The organism is Filibacter tadaridae (assembly GCF_900609045.1).
GTDB classification, from domain to species: domain Bacteria; phylum Bacillota; class Bacilli; order Bacillales_A; family Planococcaceae; genus Sporosarcina; species Sporosarcina tadaridae.
The window spans coordinates 129,031-144,911 of record NZ_UXAV01000017.1 but is presented as its reverse complement, the minus strand read 5'-3'; the positions used below and the strand labels follow the sequence as shown (position 1 = coordinate 144,911).

Sequence of the window (15,881 nt, the reverse complement as noted above, 5' to 3'; positions counted from 1 at the left end):
ATTCTTGATTGATCGCTTTCGGCGATATTTGAGCGCGCGGGTTTCTTGATTGATCGCTTTCGGCGATATTTGAGCACCCTCCCCGTTCCATGGGGATTTATTTCCCAAGACAAAAAAAGGCCACTCCCTGGATGTTAGGAATGGCTGAATGTTAATTGTTAAAATGCTAGGAATGAGCGCGGGTTGACGGCGATTCCGTCTTTTTGTACTTCGAAATGCAGATGGGTGCCTGCCGCGGGATTCCATTCATTTGCTGTTGTTGAAGCGAGTGCTTGTCCTTGGGTTACTTCATCGCCTTCTTTAACGAGAATCCCAGTGACAGAACGATAAATCGTTTTGAGTCCGTTGGCGTGTGTTAGGACGATTTCATTTCCTTTGAAGGCATCTGAAATGATTGCTTCCACTTTTCCGCTGAGTGATGCTACAACTTCGAATGGTTCGTCTTTCACTGAAATTGATACGCCTGAGTTGGTCATGTAGACCTGATTGAAGACGAGTAGGGCACTTTCGCGCATCTCATCATCGGCTTCCACATCGTAATATTCCTGTAGGATTATTGCGTCGTCCAGAAGTGCTTCCGTAAATGGATACTGAAGCGACTCCTTTGCTGCATTTGTTTCGACAGTTACACCCTTGTCCGCGTCTTTTCCTGCAACGTCTGCCATGCCTGGAGAATCTTCTTTCATGAATGCGTTATAACCCCAGATCATGCCGACGAAGACGATCGCGATACCCGAATAGACTATCGGCCAAAGCCAGCTTTTTGTCTTTGCACTCTTGTTCTTCTGAGAAGGGGAATTCGGTTTTTCTTCTCGCATTGTCATCACCTCACTAGCTATTGTTCGCAAGTCAAGGTGATTTTAAACATTCTGTTTCTGGTAATTTAAATTTTTTTAATGCAGTGCCGGAATAATAGTGTGAAAGAATCTTTTCTGCCTTCCAACCTTTTTTCGCATATGCCTCCGCTCCGTACTGACTCATACCGACGCCATGACCATATCCTGTCGTAGTGACATGGACAATGTTGTTCGTAAGATCGAATGCAATATTGAAGTCCGTCGAGGCTAGTCCCAGTAGTTCACGCATTTCTCGTCCGGTTGACTCGAAGCCTTTTGTTTCTGCTTTTTGGACGCGTCCTGTTTGATTGCGAATAAGCTTTAGTGACCTGAACATATCTGCATTCCAGTTTGTACCTAGTGCCTTGTTCCATTTAGCAAGAGTCATTTCCGTCTTTCGTTCCACTTTGGGTGCGACTTCCTTTTCCCCTGGGCTGTCGACGGTTTCTAAGTAGGAAATATCATTGCCGCTGTAATTTTCTGCAGTTTCCGTTTTACCATTAGATGTAGAGAAGAACATGGCGGTAATCATTTCATCGTTATAGACGACTACATCACCTGCTGTTGCTTGTACTGCATTTTGAATCTTTTTTTCATTTTTCTTGAATTCTTTTCCCCATCGTTCCTTTCTTTTGGATTTGTTGTAAAACACTTGAGCGGAGACATCGGCAGCTATCTCTTTCTTGCCGCCATCCGTCGTGCGTAGCGCATAGGTGCGTGCTGCAATTGCCTGCGCCTTGAGTGCCTCACTGTGGAACGTTGCCGGCATTTCTGCAGATACAACTCCCACTACGTATTCTTCGAGCAAGATTGGCTTGTCCATTCCGGCAACTGTTATGTAGACCGGGCACGATTCCTCTTTCTTATCCTCAAGTGTTTTAAGGACTTCAGGAGGTTGTTTCAATAAAACCGGGATAAAAAATAATAAGATTATGAATAAAACAGCTAGTAGTTTGTCCATACTTGATTATATGAACTGGTTCTTCTTTTATACATACATTATCTAAATACAAAAAAAGACTATAGACATATAGGTCTACAGCCTTTTCTAATGAAATACCGTTGTACATTAAGCGAATTGTGGCGTTTGTTTTGGTTGCTTTTCAGGGGAGACACGGATGATATCCGCCCCAAGTGCCGCGAGCTTGTGATGGAAATTCACATAACCGCGATCTAAGTGTTCCAATTCGGTTACACGCGTCACGCCTTCTGCTACGAGACCGGCAAGAATGAGTGCAGCAGCTGCTCTAAGGTCGGTTGCCGCTACTTCTGCACCTTGTAACTCAGAGGGTCCAGAGATGATGACAGATCTACCTTCTATCTTTACAGCTGCGTTCATGCGACGGAACTCTTCCACGTGCATGAACCGATTTTCGAATACTGTTTCAGTCATGACGCTCGTGCCTGTTGTTGTTAGCATGAGTGCCATCATTTGTGATTGCATATCTGTCGGGAATCCCGGGTGCGGCATTGTTTTTAGGTCTACTGCTTTTAATGGATGTTGCGCACGGATACGAACGCCCTCGTCAAGGTCCGTAATTTCAACGCCCATTTCGCCCAGTTTTGAAATTAATGCTGCGTTATGTTCAGGTACGGCGTTTTCGATTGTAACATCGCCGCCTGTAATTGCAGCAGCCACCATGAATGTGCCTGTTTCAATACGGTCTGGAATAATATGATGCGTTGTACCGTATAATTTTGATACACCTTCGATGCGAATCGAATCCGTTCCTGCACCTACAACTTTTCCGCCCATTTCGTTGATAAAGTTGGCAAGATCTACAATTTCAGGTTCTTTAGCAGCATTTTCAATAACTGTTGTTCCTTTTGCCAATGCTGCCGCTGTCATAATATTTTCCGTAGCACCAACACTTGGGAAATCCAAGTATATTTTCGCGCCTTTTAAGCCGTCTTCCACTTTCGCCTCGACATGGCCGTGGCCGAAAGTGATTTCTGCGCCCATTGCTTCAAATCCTTTTAAGTGTTGATCAATCGGACGTGAACCAATCGCGCAACCTCCAGGTAATGCTACTCGTGCAAAACCGTTACGTGCAAGAAGTGGTCCCATTACGAGAATGGATGCACGCATTTTTCGTACATACTCAAATTGTGCCTCGCTCGACAAAATTCCCGATGAATCGATAATTACTTCATCAGTTCTTGGGAAGTAATCCACTTCCGCGTTCAAACTTTTAAGTACTTCTTTAATCGTTCCTACATCCGATAAATTCGGTACGTCCCGAATGACGTTCACCCCGGTAGAAGCAAGCAAAGCTGCTGCCATCACCGGCAATACAGCATTTTTTGCGCCCTCGACCCGTACTTTACCATTTAGCACACGTCCACCATTTATGATGATTTTATCCAAAATAAGTCCCTCCGACTCCTGAGTTGTATTTAAACATGATGTCGTCATCTATTCAGTGATTATGATTATTAATTGCGTAGTAAAACATATACTATTTTACAGCACTGACACGTTCATAACAAGTTGCGTCCGAGCTACATTTCGGCTGATTGCCAAGTAGTCTATATTATGTACACATTTGACGTTTTGTGTCAGATTAGCTATTCCTTTTCTTTGACGACATTTTACCTATAGTTTATGTTCCCGTTGAATTGTATCGACAAACATGTCGTTTTTCCGCGGATATAGATTCTATGTCATCGCCGCTTATGCAAATTGAAACACTTTTTTGTATAAATGGCGATAACAAGTATCGCATTAACTAAACATGGCAGGAACTCTACCTGACCAATAGGATAGCTCTAAAAAGAAATTTGATACGGCCGATCCGATTAAAACACTTACTAATATGAATAGTAACTGTGTCTGGAAAACTTTATTTTTTTTAATGATTTTTTCCGGCATAATTGCTTGTAATGCATAAAATGAAATGGCAATGAAAAAGATGTGGGATAAGATTGCAAGCAAGGGTTGAAACCCAAACATGTTACCCATACATCTACCTCCTTCAGTTATGAAGAAAAAAGCGGACAGAAGAAATGCTTCCCCTCTGTCCGCTATTCTCAACAAGTTTTATAGTTTGCCTTCAAAGACGTTAATTCGATTTTGGGCACGTTTCAATTCAAGTTCAGCTAAATTGAAATCAGTGTCCTTATCAGTTGAACGAAGTGCTTCTTCTGCGCGATTCGCAGCTATTTTTGCACGTTCGATATCAATTGTGGTAGATATTTCTGCACTTTGTGCTAAAACAGTAACTACATCCGGACGGACTTCAAGAAAACCACCGTGAACGGCTATATGTTGTGTTGAGCCTTCCTTTTGTAGGCGAAGTGCAGCAATTTTAAGTGGTGCCACCATTGCGATATGGCCGGGAAGTATCCCAAGTTCACCTGTTTCGGTAACAGCGATGATCATGCTCGCATCAGTTTCACAAACAGGGCCGTCGGGAGTGACGATATTGACTTTAATTGTCTTCATTTTTTCCCCTCCTGGTCCCTTAAAATCAAATTCACATTAGCGAATTTGGCAGGGATTTGAATCCTGCTGAATTGAATTGAATTAAACTTCTACGCCCAAACTTTTCGCTTTTTCAATAACTTCTTCAATGCGGCCGACTAGGCGGAAAGCATCTTCTGGAAGGTGATCGTAACGGCCTTCAAGAATTGCTCCAAATCCTTTAATCGTTTCAGCTACAGGTACATAAGATCCCTTTTGTCCTGTGAACTGTTCTGCCACGTGGAAGTTTTGTGATAAGAAGAACTGGATGCGGCGTGCGCGTCCAACAACAAGTTTGTCTTCTTCTCCAAGCTCGTCCATACCAAGAATCGCGATGATATCTTGAAGTTCGCGGTAGCGTTGAAGTGTTGATTGCACTTGACGTGCGATATTGTAATGCTCTTCGCCAACGATTTCCGGGCTAAGTGCACGTGAACTTGAAGCAAGTGGGTCAACCGCTGGATAAATACCCATTTCGGATAGTTTACGTTCAAGGTTAGTCGTTGCATCAAGGTGAGCAAATGTCGTAGCCGGAGCTGGGTCCGTATAGTCATCGGCTGGTACATAAATTGCTTGGATTGACGTAACAGAACCGACGTTTGTCGATGTGATACGTTCTTGTAAAAGACCCATTTCCGTTGCTAGTGTCGGCTGATAACCAACTGCTGATGGCATACGGCCGAGTAGTGCGGAAACTTCAGATCCAGCTTGCGTATAACGGTAAATATTGTCGATGAACAGAAGAACGTCCGCGCCCTGTTCGTCACGGAAATATTCTGCCATTGTAAGACCCGTAAGTGCAACACGCATACGCGCGCCTGGTGGCTCATTCATTTGACCGAATACCATAGCTGTTTTCTTAATAACGCCTGAATCTGTCATTTCATAGAACAAGTCGTTACCTTCACGTGTACGTTCACCAACACCTGCGAATACGGAAATACCACCGTGTTCTTGTGCGATGTTGTTGATCAATTCTTGGATTAGAACGGTTTTACCTACACCCGCACCACCGAAGAGGCCGATTTTACCACCTTTGATGTATGGAGCAAGTAAGTCAACCACTTTAATACCTGTTTCAAGAATCTCCACTGAAGTAGAAAGATTTTCAAATACTGGAGCTGGACGATGGATTGGGTCGCGGCGTTCTGAAGCCGGTACCTCTTCCCCAAGGTCAATAATTTCACCAAGTACGTTAAATACGCGTCCAAGTGTAAGATCCCCAACTGGAACTGAAATTGCAGCACCTGAGTCATTTACAACAGTGCCACGTTGCAAGCCATCTGTAGATGACATGGCAATCGTACGTACGGAATCGTCCCCGAGGTGTAACGCGACTTCAAGCGTCAACGTTTCAGGCTCAGCGTTCGGACGTTCAATCTGGACTGTCAATGCATTATAGATTGTAGGAAGTTGGCCGTCTTGGAACTTGACGTCAACAACTGGACCCATTACTTGAAGAACATGTCCTTTATTCATACTTTTCCCTCCTGTCTTACTCTTTGCCATACATTATCCACCGTTATTCAAGAGCTGCGACGCCGCCGACAATCTCTGTAATTTGTTGAGTAATCGCGGCTTGTCTTGCACGGTTGAATGAAAGTGTTAACGAATCTATTAGTTCAGCTGCATTATCTGTTGCAGTTTTCATAGCTGTCATACTGGAAGCATGTTCACTCGCTTTCCCGTCAAGTACTGCTCCGAAGATGAGACTTTCCGCGTATTGCGGTAGAAGTACTTCAAGTATTGCTTCGCCTGAAGGTTCAAACTCATACGAAGTCGATGCGGAAGACGATACGATATCCGTGAGCGGAAGTAATTTCTTTTCCGTCACTTCATTCGAAATAGCGGAGACGAAGTGGCTGTAGTATAAGTACAACTCATCATATTCGCTGTCTGTGAACATGCCAACAGCACGGTTCGCGGTTTCTTTTATTTCACCGAAAGAAGGATGGTCGGATAGACCGATAAGGCTTTCAACTACGTTAAATCCTAGGCGTGTAAAGAAGTCTTTACCGTGTCGACCGATTGCAATGATCATCACTTCTTCTTTAGAAGAGTGACGTGAATCGATTGCACGTTTTGCGGCACGTAGGATATGACTGTTATAAGCCCCAACAAGTCCGCGGTCCGATGTGATGACGATATAACCCGTCTTTTTGACTGGGCGTGACACTAACATCGGGTGACCTGAGTCACGCGTTCCTGCTGCAATTGCTCCAACGACTTCTTGAATTTTTTCCATGTACGGAACAAACGCTTTTGCGTTGACCTCAGCACGGCTCAATTTAGAAGCGGAAACCATTTGCATCGCTCTTGTAATCTGACTTGTCTTTTTCGTCGATTTAATACGATTTTCTATATCGCGTAATGATACCATTGGCATTTCACCACCTTATCGTTTTTTTGTTAAAGAAATAGGTTGACGTATTTTGTCGAATCTATTTCCTCACTTACACAGACGGGACAAAGTTTTTCTTGAACGCGTTGATCGCTTCTGCCATCAAGTCGTCTTTTGGAAGTTCTTTCGTCTTGCGAATGTGCTCTAAAACTTCAGTGTGGTTGGATTCAAGCCAGCTGTTGATTTCACTTTCGAAACGTAGGATGTCTTTAATCTCAACGTCATCAAGGAAACCACGTGTCAATGCATAAAGAATGATAACTTGATATTCCACTTTAAGCGGCTTGTTAAGATCTTGTTTCAACACTTCAACTGTGCGCGCACCGCGAGCAAGTTTAGCTGCTGTAATCGGATCCAAATCAGAACCAAATTGAGAGAATGCTTCTAGTTCACGGAATGCTGCTAAGTCAAGACGAAGCGTACCCGCAACTTTCTTCATTGCCTTAATTTGCGCTGAACCACCTACACGAGATACGGATAGACCTGCGTTAATGGCAGGACGTACACCCGAGAAGAATAGGTCGGATTGAAGGAAGATTTGACCATCCGTAATCGAAATTACGTTTGTTGGAATATAAGCGGAGATATCCCCTGCTTGTGTTTCAACGAATGGCAATGCTGTGATTGAACCAGCACCAAGTGTGTCGTTCAATTTCGCTGCACGCTCGAGTAAACGGGAGTGTAGGTAGAAAACGTCACCTGGGTATGCTTCACGGCCTGGTGGGCGGCGAAGTAGCAATGAAAGTTCACGGTAAGCCGCTGCTTGTTTAGATAGGTCATCATAAACAATCAGGACGTGCTTGCCTTGGAACATGAATTCTTCAGCCATTGTAATACCTGCATATGGAGCCAAGTATAGAAGTGGAGCAGGTTGTGAAGCGGAAGCCGTTACGACGATTGTATAGTCAAGTGCGCCGTTTTTACGAAGTGTTTCAACAACACCACGGACTGTCGATTCTTTTTGACCGATTGCGACATAGATACAGATCATGTCTTGGTCAGCTTGGTTAAGGATTGTGTCAATCGCAACAGTTGTTTTACCTGTTTGACGGTCACCGATGATCAATTCACGTTGTCCACGACCAATTGGTACAAGTGCGTCAATCGCCTTGATGCCAGTTTGTAGTGGTTCGTGTACAGATTTACGTGCCATAACCCCTTGTGCTGGGCTTTCGATTGGACGTGTTTTAGTCGTAGCGATTGGGCCAAGTCCATCAACAGGCATACCTATTGGATTTACTACGCGGCCAATCAATTCTTCTCCGACTGGTACTTCCATGATGCGGCCAGTTCGACGTACTTCATCGCCTTCTTTAATGTCTAGGTATGGGCCAAGGATGATGATACCAACGTTGTTGGCTTCCAAGTTTTGCGCCATACCAAGAACACCATTTGAGAACTCTAATAGTTCTCCGGCCATGACATTGTCGAGGCCATGAGCACGTGCGATACCGTCACCAATCGTGATAACTGTACCAACATCGCTAACTTTCATCTCAGATTGATAATTTTCAATCTGCTGTTTTATGAGAACACTGATTTCCTCAGCTTTGATGCTCATGTATGTCACCCCTCAAATTTCAGATTTATGATCCGATTAGATCCCGTTTCAGGCGATTAAGTTTAGAACTTACGCTGCTGTCGTAGATCTGGTTGCCGATTTGAAGACGAATGCCGCCAATCAGGCTTGGATCAATGATATTTTCAATTTTTAATGATTGCTTACCTACTTTTTTAGCAAATGCGATGGAAATTGCTTGGCTTTCTTCTGCCGAAAGCGGTCGTGTTGAATACACTTTCGCCCGAGCAACGCCAGCCGCTTCATCTGCATATGCATGAAACTCATCAATGATATTCACAACTTCATCCATACGTTTTCTGTCTAATAGAAGGAATAACGTATTTAGGACAAGTGGGCTAATAGCAGTTAACGAATCTGTAAGTAATTGCTTCTTTTTTGCGATTGGAAACTTCGGAGATTCAAGCAATTGCCCGAGTTCCTTATTTGTTTGGAAGACTTTTTTTAGTTCTACAAGGTCTTCTTGAACCGAACCTGTTTGTCCATTTTTTTGTGCTAACTCGAACAATGCGAGCGCATAACGTTTCGCTGCAACCGATTGGCTCATCGCCCTTCGCCTGCCTTCGTAATCGTTTCTTCGATCAATGCGCGATTATCTTCCTCGGAAATTTCTTTACCAAGAACTTTAGACGCTGCAAGGATTGAAAGGGAAACGAATTCTTCACGAACTGCTGCAACTGCTTTGTCTTTCTCTGTAGCGATTTCGATTGTAGCTGACTCTTTCATGCGATTCACTTCTGCACGTGCAGTCGCCATAAGCTCTGCGCGTTGTGCTTCACCTTGGTTACGAGCATTTTCAACAATCGACTGTGCATTTTCACGTGCTTCTTTCAACAAATTACGTTGTTCTTCAAGAAGTTTGTGTGATTCCGAACGACTTTGTTCAGCCGCACTGATTTCATTTGCGATCAACTCCGCGCGTTGGTCCATGATACCCATAAGTGGTCCCCATGCAAACTTCTTAAGAAGAAACATTAGGATCATGAAAAATATGAGTGTAACTAGAATATCGCCGAGGTTCAGTCTTTTATTCAAAGCTGCCAAAAATCCTTGACTGGGCGCATCTGCAGCCAGTAGGACGAAGGTATCCAAAAACACGATTGTTTCACTCCCTTCAAAAGCTTATACATCTTTTTTAATATGAAAATCGTTCATTACATTCTACTTCATGACGTGCTGGGTAAAAACATAAAGGAATGGCGAAGGATTTCAACTTGCACACTTCGCCATTTTGTACTGTTAACTTACAAATTATTTGTTCAAAACGATGAACGCTACAACTACTGCGATGATCGGAAGGGCCTCAACTAGTGCTACCCCGATGAACATTGTTGTTTGAAGTACGCCGCGTGCTTCTGGTTGACGAGCGATTCCTTCAACTGTTTTCGAAACGATCATACCGTTACCAATACCCGCGCCTAGTGCTGCAAGACCGATTGCGATTGCTGCTGCTAATAAACCTACTGAACCTACCATAGTATAATTTCCTCCTAATATTCTCATGTTTTTTGTAATTTCGCCCACCTAAGCGGGTAGTATATGTTTAATGGTCTGTATCGATTTTGTGTGCCATATAGACCATCGTTAACATAACAAAGATAAATGCTTGGATTGCGCCGATGAAAATCGAGAAACCTTGCCAAGCGAGTGCTGGAACTATTGCGCCGGCGAAACCGACTGCACTGGAAGCTCCGAGCGATGCAAGAAGACCAATTAAAATCTCACCTGCATAAATGTTACCGTAAAGACGCAGACCAAGTGTCAACGTGTTTGCAAATTCTTCGATAATCTTCAAGGGGAACAAGAACGGAAGTGGTTTGAAGAACCCTTTCCCATACTCTTTGAATCCAAGAAGTTTGATACCGTAGTAGTGCGATAAACCGATAACCATCGCAGCAAGTGTCATTGTAACGACTGGATCTGCTGTTGGTGATTTCCACCAAAGTTGATGATCCCATGTAATTGCGAATGGAAGTCCAAGGACGTTTGCTACGAAAACAAACATAATTAACGTTATTCCAAGTACATGGAATCGTCCGCCTGTTTTCCAGTCCATGTTGTTCTTGATGATTCCTTTTACGAAGTCCATGATCCACTCCATGAAGTTCTGCATGCCTGTCGGTTTCACTTTCATATTCCGCGTAGAGAAGAATGCGAGTAAAAAGACGATTAAGCAGGTTACAAAAAGCATCAAAACGTTCGATAAGTTGAAAGTCATTTCGAAAGCTGTGCCTTGGAAAGCCGTGTATAACGGATTTTCATGGTTCAAGTTTCGTTCACCTCCCTTTCACAATCGGATTAATAGTGTTTCGTGTGAAATAGTATCCTATCAGCCACTAACAGGATGTATGGAATCATTAGACCGATCACTGCGCCGACCAAGTCAAAGTGTTCCGGCAACGAAATTGCAATTGCAGCCACAGCCACTCCGGATGCAAAACGCATTGCCGTCCCAAGAGAGGCTCTTCCTTTTCCTTCCGTAATTGTACGGTCAAATCTTTCCATTCTACGGATAAGAATCCAGAAATTATACAATCCGAACAAACTTCCTAGGATTAAACCTGCGAAAACTTGTTTGAAATCAGTAAAACCCCAACCTAGAACGAACAATGCGAGCAAAAAAAAGAGAACTTTCTTTTGCCGTTTATGAATATCTTGCAAAGTTTGCATAGTAGGTGATTCTCCTAATTTTTATTTCGATTGTACAGTGTGTCGCCAATCCTTCCAAAAGAAAGATTAGCTGTAAGCAAAATACAAGGAGTTGCATTCCCGTTTCACAGTCTAGTCAGCAATTGGTCTAGACGTAGAAAAGGTTGATACTTATAAAGATGCAAATGAATCAATCATCAATATGCATTCACCTGGGCACGTTGTTTCCATACGAGATAAAGAAACGCACCCTACTGCATACTGGGTGATTCGTGAAAGGATGATAGAACTTCGTTGAAATCTGATTTTTACCAAGTTCCATATGTATGAAACACCTATCATTCTTACCCTTCGTAAGCATACAATAGGGGAATTTTGATGTCAATTGATTCCCGTGAAATTCTTCACAAACTCCTCACTTTGTCAAACAAACGACAAATTTGTATTGGGTTTGTTAGTTTACCGCTTGTTTTGGAAGAAGTGGTGTGGATTAATAAGGGAATTCCCTTGGTAGGCAGGATAGTTTTTTTGATCGTCGTGATAGTTTTGTGGATTGTCCTTACAGTTTTTCCATTTGCCGTGACAGTTCCGGCGATTGTCCTTACAGTTTGCCGATTTGCCATGACTGTTTCGCCGCGCCCTTACAGTTTTTCCATTTGCCATGACAGTTCCGGCGATTGTCCTTACAGTTTGCCGATTTGCCATGACTGTTTCGCCGCGCCCTTACAGTTTCTTCATTTGCCATGACAGTTCCGGCGATTGCCCTTACAGTTTGCCGATTTGCCATGACTGTTTCGCCGCGCCCTTTTCCAAAAACAAAGACGACCGATTAGTGACGGTCGTCTTTGTTTTGTTCATTGAACTGATGATAGGTATTTCTTGAGGGCTTCGACGATTCGGGCTGATGCTTGTCCATCTCCGTATGGATTGGAGGCATGTGCCATTTTGTCGTATTCTTCTTCATTTGTAAGAAGTTCATCTGTCAATGTGAAGATTGTTTCTTCATCGGTGCCGGCGAGTTTTAGTGTGCCGGCTTCGATTCCTTCGGGACGTTCTGTTGTGTCGCGCAGAACGATTACGGGTTTCCCGAGGGATGGAGCCTCTTCTTGGATTCCGCCCGAGTCTGTCAAAATGATATGGGAGCGGGCCGCGAAGTTATGGAAATCGAGTACCTCGAGTGGTTCGATTAGATGAATGCGGTCGTTGTCGCCTAGTAATTCGTTCGCCACTTCACGGACTGCAGGATTCATATGAACCGGGTAGATGACTTGAATGTCATCGTGTTTAGCCAATAACCGATTGATAGCACGGAACATATTGCGCATTGGGTCGCCGAGGTTTTCACGGCGATGTGCAGTTAGCAGAATGAGCTTGTCCGAACCGATTTTATCGAGTACGGGGTGTGCGTATTCTTCGCGTACCGTTGTTTGTAATGCATCGATTGCTGTATTTCCAGTTACGTAAATACGATCCTCTTGTTTTCCCTCAGCTAGCAGGTTATGCGCCGATTTTTCCGTAGGTGAAAAGTGAAGATCTGCGATTACACCCGTCAGTTGGCGGTTCATCTCTTCAGGATAAGGAGAGTATTTATTCCACGTGCGAAGCCCTGCTTCGACATGCCCGACTGAAATTCGGTTGTAAAAGGCGGCTAAACTGCCGATAAATGTTGTCGATGTATCACCGTGTACAAGGACAATATCCGGTTGCGCTTCTTTCATGATTCGGTCAAGTCCTTCAAGTCCTCGCGTTGCAACATCGACTAGCGTTTGCCGATCTTTCATGATATTAAGGTCATAGTCAGGTACAATGCCGAACGTTTCTAGCACTTGGTCAAGCATTTGGCGATGTTGTGCCGTTACTGTGACAATCGATTCAATGTCATCTGTATGCTTTTCGAGTTCAAGTACGAGTGGTGCCATTTTAATCGCTTCCGGTCTTGTACCGAAAATAGTCATCACTTTCCATTTACGTTTCAAAACATTCACGCCTTCCACGTCATTTTGTTCCAAAAAGTCTGTCCCCTGCGTCGCCGAGGCCCGGTACAATGTAACCTTTTTCATCAAGCTTTTCATCAAGTCCCGCGATATAAATGTCTACATCAGGATGTGCTTCCGTCATCGCTTTTACGCCTTCCGGTGCAGCAATCAAGCACATAAACTTAATGTTTTTCGCGCCACGGCTTTTCAATGAATCGGCTGCGGCAATTGCAGTTCCGCCCGTTGCGAGCATCGGATCAACGAGGATGAAATCGCGTTCCGATACGTCGGAAGGAAGTTTCACAAAGTATTCAACAGGCTGCAATGTTTTCGGGTCACGGAACAAACCGACATGACCCACTTTAGCTGCCGGAATTAGTTTCAGAATCCCATCTACCATGCCGATTCCTGCGCGGAGAATTGGGACGATGCCTAGTTTTTTACCTGCAAGTATATTCGTTTTCGCTGTACAAACTGGTGTTTCTACACTTACTTCTTTAAGTGGAAGATCGCGCGTAATTTCATAGGCCATAAGGGTTGCAACTTCGTCGACTAGCTCACGGAATTCCTTTGTACCCGTGTTCGTGTCACGTATGTACGTCATTTTGTGTTGGATAAGTGGGTGGTCAAAAACATGTATTTTCGGCATTAAGTATCGCTCCTTTGGGAATGTCCTGTTCATTATAACAGATACGAAACGATTCTGGCACCGCAGACTTCCGACTCCCCCGGTAACTTACTCCATTCCTGGTAATTGATCGATTTCAGTCAATGGCATCGGCTTGTAATAATAGAATCCCTGGCCGATTTTACAGCCAAGTAAACGGAGGACTTCAATATGGCGCTCTTCTTCAATACCTTCGGCGACAGTTGACAGGTTCAAGTTTTCCGCCAGTTGGATGATTGTTCTCACCACCGCATGTGTAGCGGGTTCATCGAGCGCTTGAATGAAGCTGCGATCGATTTTCAACTCACTGACTGGAAGTTGCGTCAAATAACTGAGTGAAGAAAATCCAATACCGAAATCATCGACGGAAATTTCAAAGCCTTCTGCGGTCAGTTGTTCAAAAATCAGTTTTGCACGCGCAAAGTCAACGAGGCCAATACTTTCGGTCATTTCAAGGACGATACAGTTGGACTGGATTGAATACTTGCACAAGAGCTTTTTCAGCATACCGATAAAAGATGTGTCAAAGAAATGAAGGACTGAAATATTAACTGCAACTTTAACTTGTTTTTTCCCCATCTCTTCTCGCTTTTTCTGCCATTCCATCACCTTGGATAACACACCAATTTCAAGTTCTATTATTTTACCCATATTTTCAGCTGCTAAAATAAACAAACTAGGAGGTACTTGACCAAGAACCGGGGAGTTCCATCGTGCAAGTGCTTCGAAACCGATGATGCTTCCGTCTTTCAAGTTGACTTTGGGTTGAAGATGGATGTCAATTTCATTTGCAGTGAGTGCTTTCGACAACTCGTTGAAAATCGTCATTTCCTTACTGATGATTTCATTTTGCAAATCCTCATAGAATGCGGTTGCAGTGCCTGGTTTTTTCTTCGCTTCCGAAGCTGCGATATCTGCTCTTCTTAGCAGTTCTTCTTCATTTTTCTCATTTTGATTAGATAGCGATATGCCAACTTTCAATGTGATGAACATTTCTTCCCCTGCAATGATGAATGGATTTGAGACAATTTCTTTTATCTTCAAAATGTAATACTTTTCTGCATCGGGTTTGATTTTGTTCGTTACCATCAATGCACCGCTTGAAAATCTTCCAACAAAGTCCGGTTTACCTTTCCCGATTTTTTCAATCCGCTTTCCAAGTTGGATGAATAGCTCATCTGCAGCTCCACGCCCATATAAGTCAACAATTTTGGAGTACTCGCCAGGTTCCACAACGGCAACGAAATAGTTGTAACCTTTTTGACTGTTCTGTTTAAGCTGGTCCAAAGATGCATGACGGTTCGGTAATCCCGTTTCCGGATTTGTAAAGGCTAGTCTGCGGTACTCCGCCTGCTGCGTATAATGCATTCTTGTCATTTGAATTAAGGGTGCCAAGCTCTTCATAAATTGCAGTTGCGTTTGTGTTGGTGCCTCTTTCTTCTTCATAAAGACTGTTAGTAAGCCGTTCATGGCTTCTTTATCATTCATAATCGGTACGGACCAATTCGATTGGAAGTTATGTATTGGATTCGCAGCTGAATCTTTGTTTTGTTCGCTATCTTCTTGAATATTTTCCAAGACGATTACATCATCAGCTTTATAATTATTGCCCATCTTCGGACTGGCCATTATTTCTCCAAGTAGTCGATCCGGCACAGTATCAGCGGCTCCGATATACCAACTATCATCTTTTTCTTTGAAAAGGATTGAACAGACAGAGCCTGTTGGATAGAACGACTCAACGAAATGGCAGATATCTTGTAGCAGGTCACTCAACTGTTTTTTTTCGTTCATGCCGGTAAATATTTTCTCTTGTATTTTGAGCAGGAATTCGTCTTTTTTCCGATTCGTTACATCGAGGCTAAAGGATGCATTGAACAGAACTTCCCCTTTTCCGTCAACAAGGGGTTGGATGACAAGTTCATTCCAAAACGGGGTCCCATTTTTTTTATAATTAAGAACTTCTGCGTTTACAGGCAAAGCATTTTCTAGTTTCTGATCAATTTCTTTTATGAAATCCATGTCAGTATCTTCGCCTTGTAAAAAGCGTAAGTTTTGTCCATGTACTTCTTCGTAAGTGTACCCCGTGATGACAGTGAATGCTTCATTGACAAACACAACGGGATTGTCTTTCAGAGATGGATCCGTGACGATGAATCCAGTTTGGAAGCGGCTACCGAATCGTCTTAGCCAATCAAGTAATGTGGCTTTTTCCTCATTATCTGGTTGAAGATTTTCCATTGTAGTCCCCCCTTTTTAGATTCGTATTTATGTTGACGTAAAGAGTCCTTTTAACAACGCCCGGCGCTT

At 43.4% G+C, this 15,881-nt stretch carries 16 protein-coding genes; all 16 read right to left on the bottom strand.

Translation table 11 applies throughout. From position 1 onward, the window contains the following. Window positions 1-158 precede the first annotated feature (158 nt). The 16 genes from FILTAD_RS01925 to FILTAD_RS01850 all read right to left on the bottom strand — a co-directional run bounded on the left by FILTAD_RS01925 (window position 159) and on the right by FILTAD_RS01850 (window position 15,812). On the bottom strand, window positions 159-818 hold the full coding sequence (locus FILTAD_RS01925) for a M23 family metallopeptidase (protein WP_124068841.1): 660 nt from the start codon (window positions 816-818) through the stop codon (window positions 159-161). 31 nt (window positions 819-849) lie between these two features. After that, window positions 850-1,797 (bottom strand): stage II sporulation protein D, encoded by a 948-nt coding sequence (spoIID, locus tag FILTAD_RS01920; RefSeq protein WP_124068811.1) that lies wholly within the window; start codon window positions 1,795-1,797, stop codon window positions 850-852. Window positions 1,798-1,905: 108 nt separating this feature from the next. Continuing rightward, on the bottom strand, window positions 1,906-3,204 hold the full coding sequence (gene murA, locus FILTAD_RS01915; protein ID WP_124068810.1) for a UDP-N-acetylglucosamine 1-carboxyvinyltransferase: 1,299 nt from the start codon (window positions 3,202-3,204) through the stop codon (window positions 1,906-1,908). Window positions 3,205-3,561: 357 nt separating this feature from the next. Further along, entirely contained in the window at window positions 3,562-3,798 is a 237-nt protein-coding gene (locus FILTAD_RS01910) for a DUF1146 family protein (RefSeq protein WP_124068809.1), read from the bottom strand. 78 nt (window positions 3,799-3,876) lie between these two features. After that, window positions 3,877-4,281: a F0F1 ATP synthase subunit epsilon gene (locus FILTAD_RS01905; protein ID WP_124068808.1), complete on the bottom strand. Its 405-nt coding sequence runs from the start codon at window positions 4,279-4,281 to the stop codon at window positions 3,877-3,879. 81 nt (window positions 4,282-4,362) lie between these two features. Further along, a complete protein-coding gene (atpD, locus tag FILTAD_RS01900) occupies window positions 4,363-5,778 on the bottom strand; it encodes a F0F1 ATP synthase subunit beta (RefSeq protein WP_124068807.1) in 1,416 nt (471 codons plus the stop codon). Between the two features lie 43 nt (window positions 5,779-5,821). Beyond that, the gene (atpG, locus tag FILTAD_RS01895) at window positions 5,822-6,679 is read right to left on the bottom strand and encodes an ATP synthase F1 subunit gamma (protein WP_124068806.1); all 858 of its coding nucleotides are present in this window, start codon (window positions 6,677-6,679) and stop codon (window positions 5,822-5,824) included. A gap of 73 nt (window positions 6,680-6,752) precedes the next feature. Continuing rightward, entirely contained in the window at window positions 6,753-8,261 is a 1,509-nt protein-coding gene (gene atpA / locus FILTAD_RS01890) for a F0F1 ATP synthase subunit alpha (protein WP_124068805.1), read from the bottom strand. Between the two features lie 25 nt (window positions 8,262-8,286). Further along, the gene (locus FILTAD_RS01885; protein ID WP_124068804.1) at window positions 8,287-8,826 is read right to left on the bottom strand and encodes a F0F1 ATP synthase subunit delta; all 540 of its coding nucleotides are present in this window, start codon (window positions 8,824-8,826) and stop codon (window positions 8,287-8,289) included. Further along, complete coding sequence (gene atpF / locus FILTAD_RS01880; protein ID WP_203229618.1) at window positions 8,823-9,377, bottom strand: F0F1 ATP synthase subunit B; 555 nt, start codon at window positions 9,375-9,377, stop codon at window positions 8,823-8,825. Before atpF ends, FILTAD_RS01885 begins: the two co-directional genes overlap by 4 nt. Before the next feature lie 153 nt (window positions 9,378-9,530). Then, window positions 9,531-9,755 carry a F0F1 ATP synthase subunit C gene (gene atpE / locus FILTAD_RS01875; RefSeq protein ID WP_124068803.1) on the bottom strand — a complete coding sequence of 75 codons (225 nt, stop codon included), beginning with the start codon at window positions 9,753-9,755 and terminating at the stop codon, window positions 9,531-9,533. 67 nt (window positions 9,756-9,822) lie between these two features. Then, window positions 9,823-10,548 carry a F0F1 ATP synthase subunit A gene (atpB, locus tag FILTAD_RS01870; RefSeq protein WP_282432564.1) on the bottom strand — a complete coding sequence of 242 codons (726 nt, stop codon included), beginning with the start codon at window positions 10,546-10,548 and terminating at the stop codon, window positions 9,823-9,825. 29 nt (window positions 10,549-10,577) lie between these two features. Beyond that, window positions 10,578-10,949 (bottom strand): ATP synthase subunit I, encoded by a 372-nt coding sequence (locus FILTAD_RS01865; RefSeq protein ID WP_124068802.1) that lies wholly within the window; start codon window positions 10,947-10,949, stop codon window positions 10,578-10,580. An 833-nt stretch (window positions 10,950-11,782) separates the two neighbouring features. Beyond that, a complete protein-coding gene (wecB, locus tag FILTAD_RS01860; protein ID WP_124068838.1) occupies window positions 11,783-12,904 on the bottom strand; it encodes a non-hydrolyzing UDP-N-acetylglucosamine 2-epimerase in 1,122 nt (373 codons plus the stop codon). 19 nt (window positions 12,905-12,923) lie between these two features. Further along, complete coding sequence (upp, locus tag FILTAD_RS01855; RefSeq protein WP_124068801.1) at window positions 12,924-13,553, bottom strand: uracil phosphoribosyltransferase; 630 nt, start codon at window positions 13,551-13,553, stop codon at window positions 12,924-12,926. Between the two features lie 87 nt (window positions 13,554-13,640). Then, the gene (locus tag FILTAD_RS01850; protein WP_124068800.1) at window positions 13,641-15,812 is read right to left on the bottom strand and encodes a sensor domain-containing phosphodiesterase; all 2,172 of its coding nucleotides are present in this window, start codon (window positions 15,810-15,812) and stop codon (window positions 13,641-13,643) included. Window positions 15,813-15,881: the final 69 nt, after the last annotated feature.

What these genes read in the sequence shown, in the direction of transcription:
- atpD (WP_124068807.1), bottom strand. Translation starts at nt 5,778, where the DNA reads ATGAATAAAGGACATGTTCTTCAAGTAATGGGTCCAGTTGTTGACGTC.
- atpA (WP_124068805.1), bottom strand. Translation starts at nt 8,261, where the DNA reads ATGAGCATCAAAGCTGAGGAAATCAGTGTTCTCATAAAACAGCAGATT.
- FILTAD_RS01865 (WP_124068802.1), bottom strand. Translation starts at nt 10,949, where the DNA reads ATGCAAACTTTGCAAGATATTCATAAACGGCAAAAGAAAGTTCTCTTT.
- atpG (WP_124068806.1), bottom strand. Translation starts at nt 6,679, where the DNA reads ATGGTATCATTACGCGATATAGAAAATCGTATTAAATCGACGAAAAAG.
- FILTAD_RS01905 (WP_124068808.1), bottom strand. Translation starts at nt 4,281, where the DNA reads ATGAAGACAATTAAAGTCAATATCGTCACTCCCGACGGCCCTGTTTGT.
- FILTAD_RS01885 (WP_124068804.1), bottom strand. Translation starts at nt 8,826, where the DNA reads ATGAGCCAATCGGTTGCAGCGAAACGTTATGCGCTCGCATTGTTCGAG.
- atpE (WP_124068803.1), bottom strand. Translation starts at nt 9,755, where the DNA reads ATGGTAGGTTCAGTAGGTTTATTAGCAGCAGCAATCGCAATCGGTCTT.
- spoIID (WP_124068811.1), bottom strand. Translation starts at nt 1,797, where the DNA reads ATGGACAAACTACTAGCTGTTTTATTCATAATCTTATTATTTTTTATC.
- FILTAD_RS01910 (WP_124068809.1), bottom strand. Translation starts at nt 3,798, where the DNA reads ATGGGTAACATGTTTGGGTTTCAACCCTTGCTTGCAATCTTATCCCAC.
- FILTAD_RS01925 (WP_124068841.1), bottom strand. Translation starts at nt 818, where the DNA reads ATGCGAGAAGAAAAACCGAATTCCCCTTCTCAGAAGAACAAGAGTGCA.
- FILTAD_RS01850 (WP_124068800.1), bottom strand. Translation starts at nt 15,812, where the DNA reads ATGGAAAATCTTCAACCAGATAATGAGGAAAAAGCCACATTACTTGAT.
- upp (WP_124068801.1), bottom strand. Translation starts at nt 13,553, where the DNA reads ATGCCGAAAATACATGTTTTTGACCACCCACTTATCCAACACAAAATG.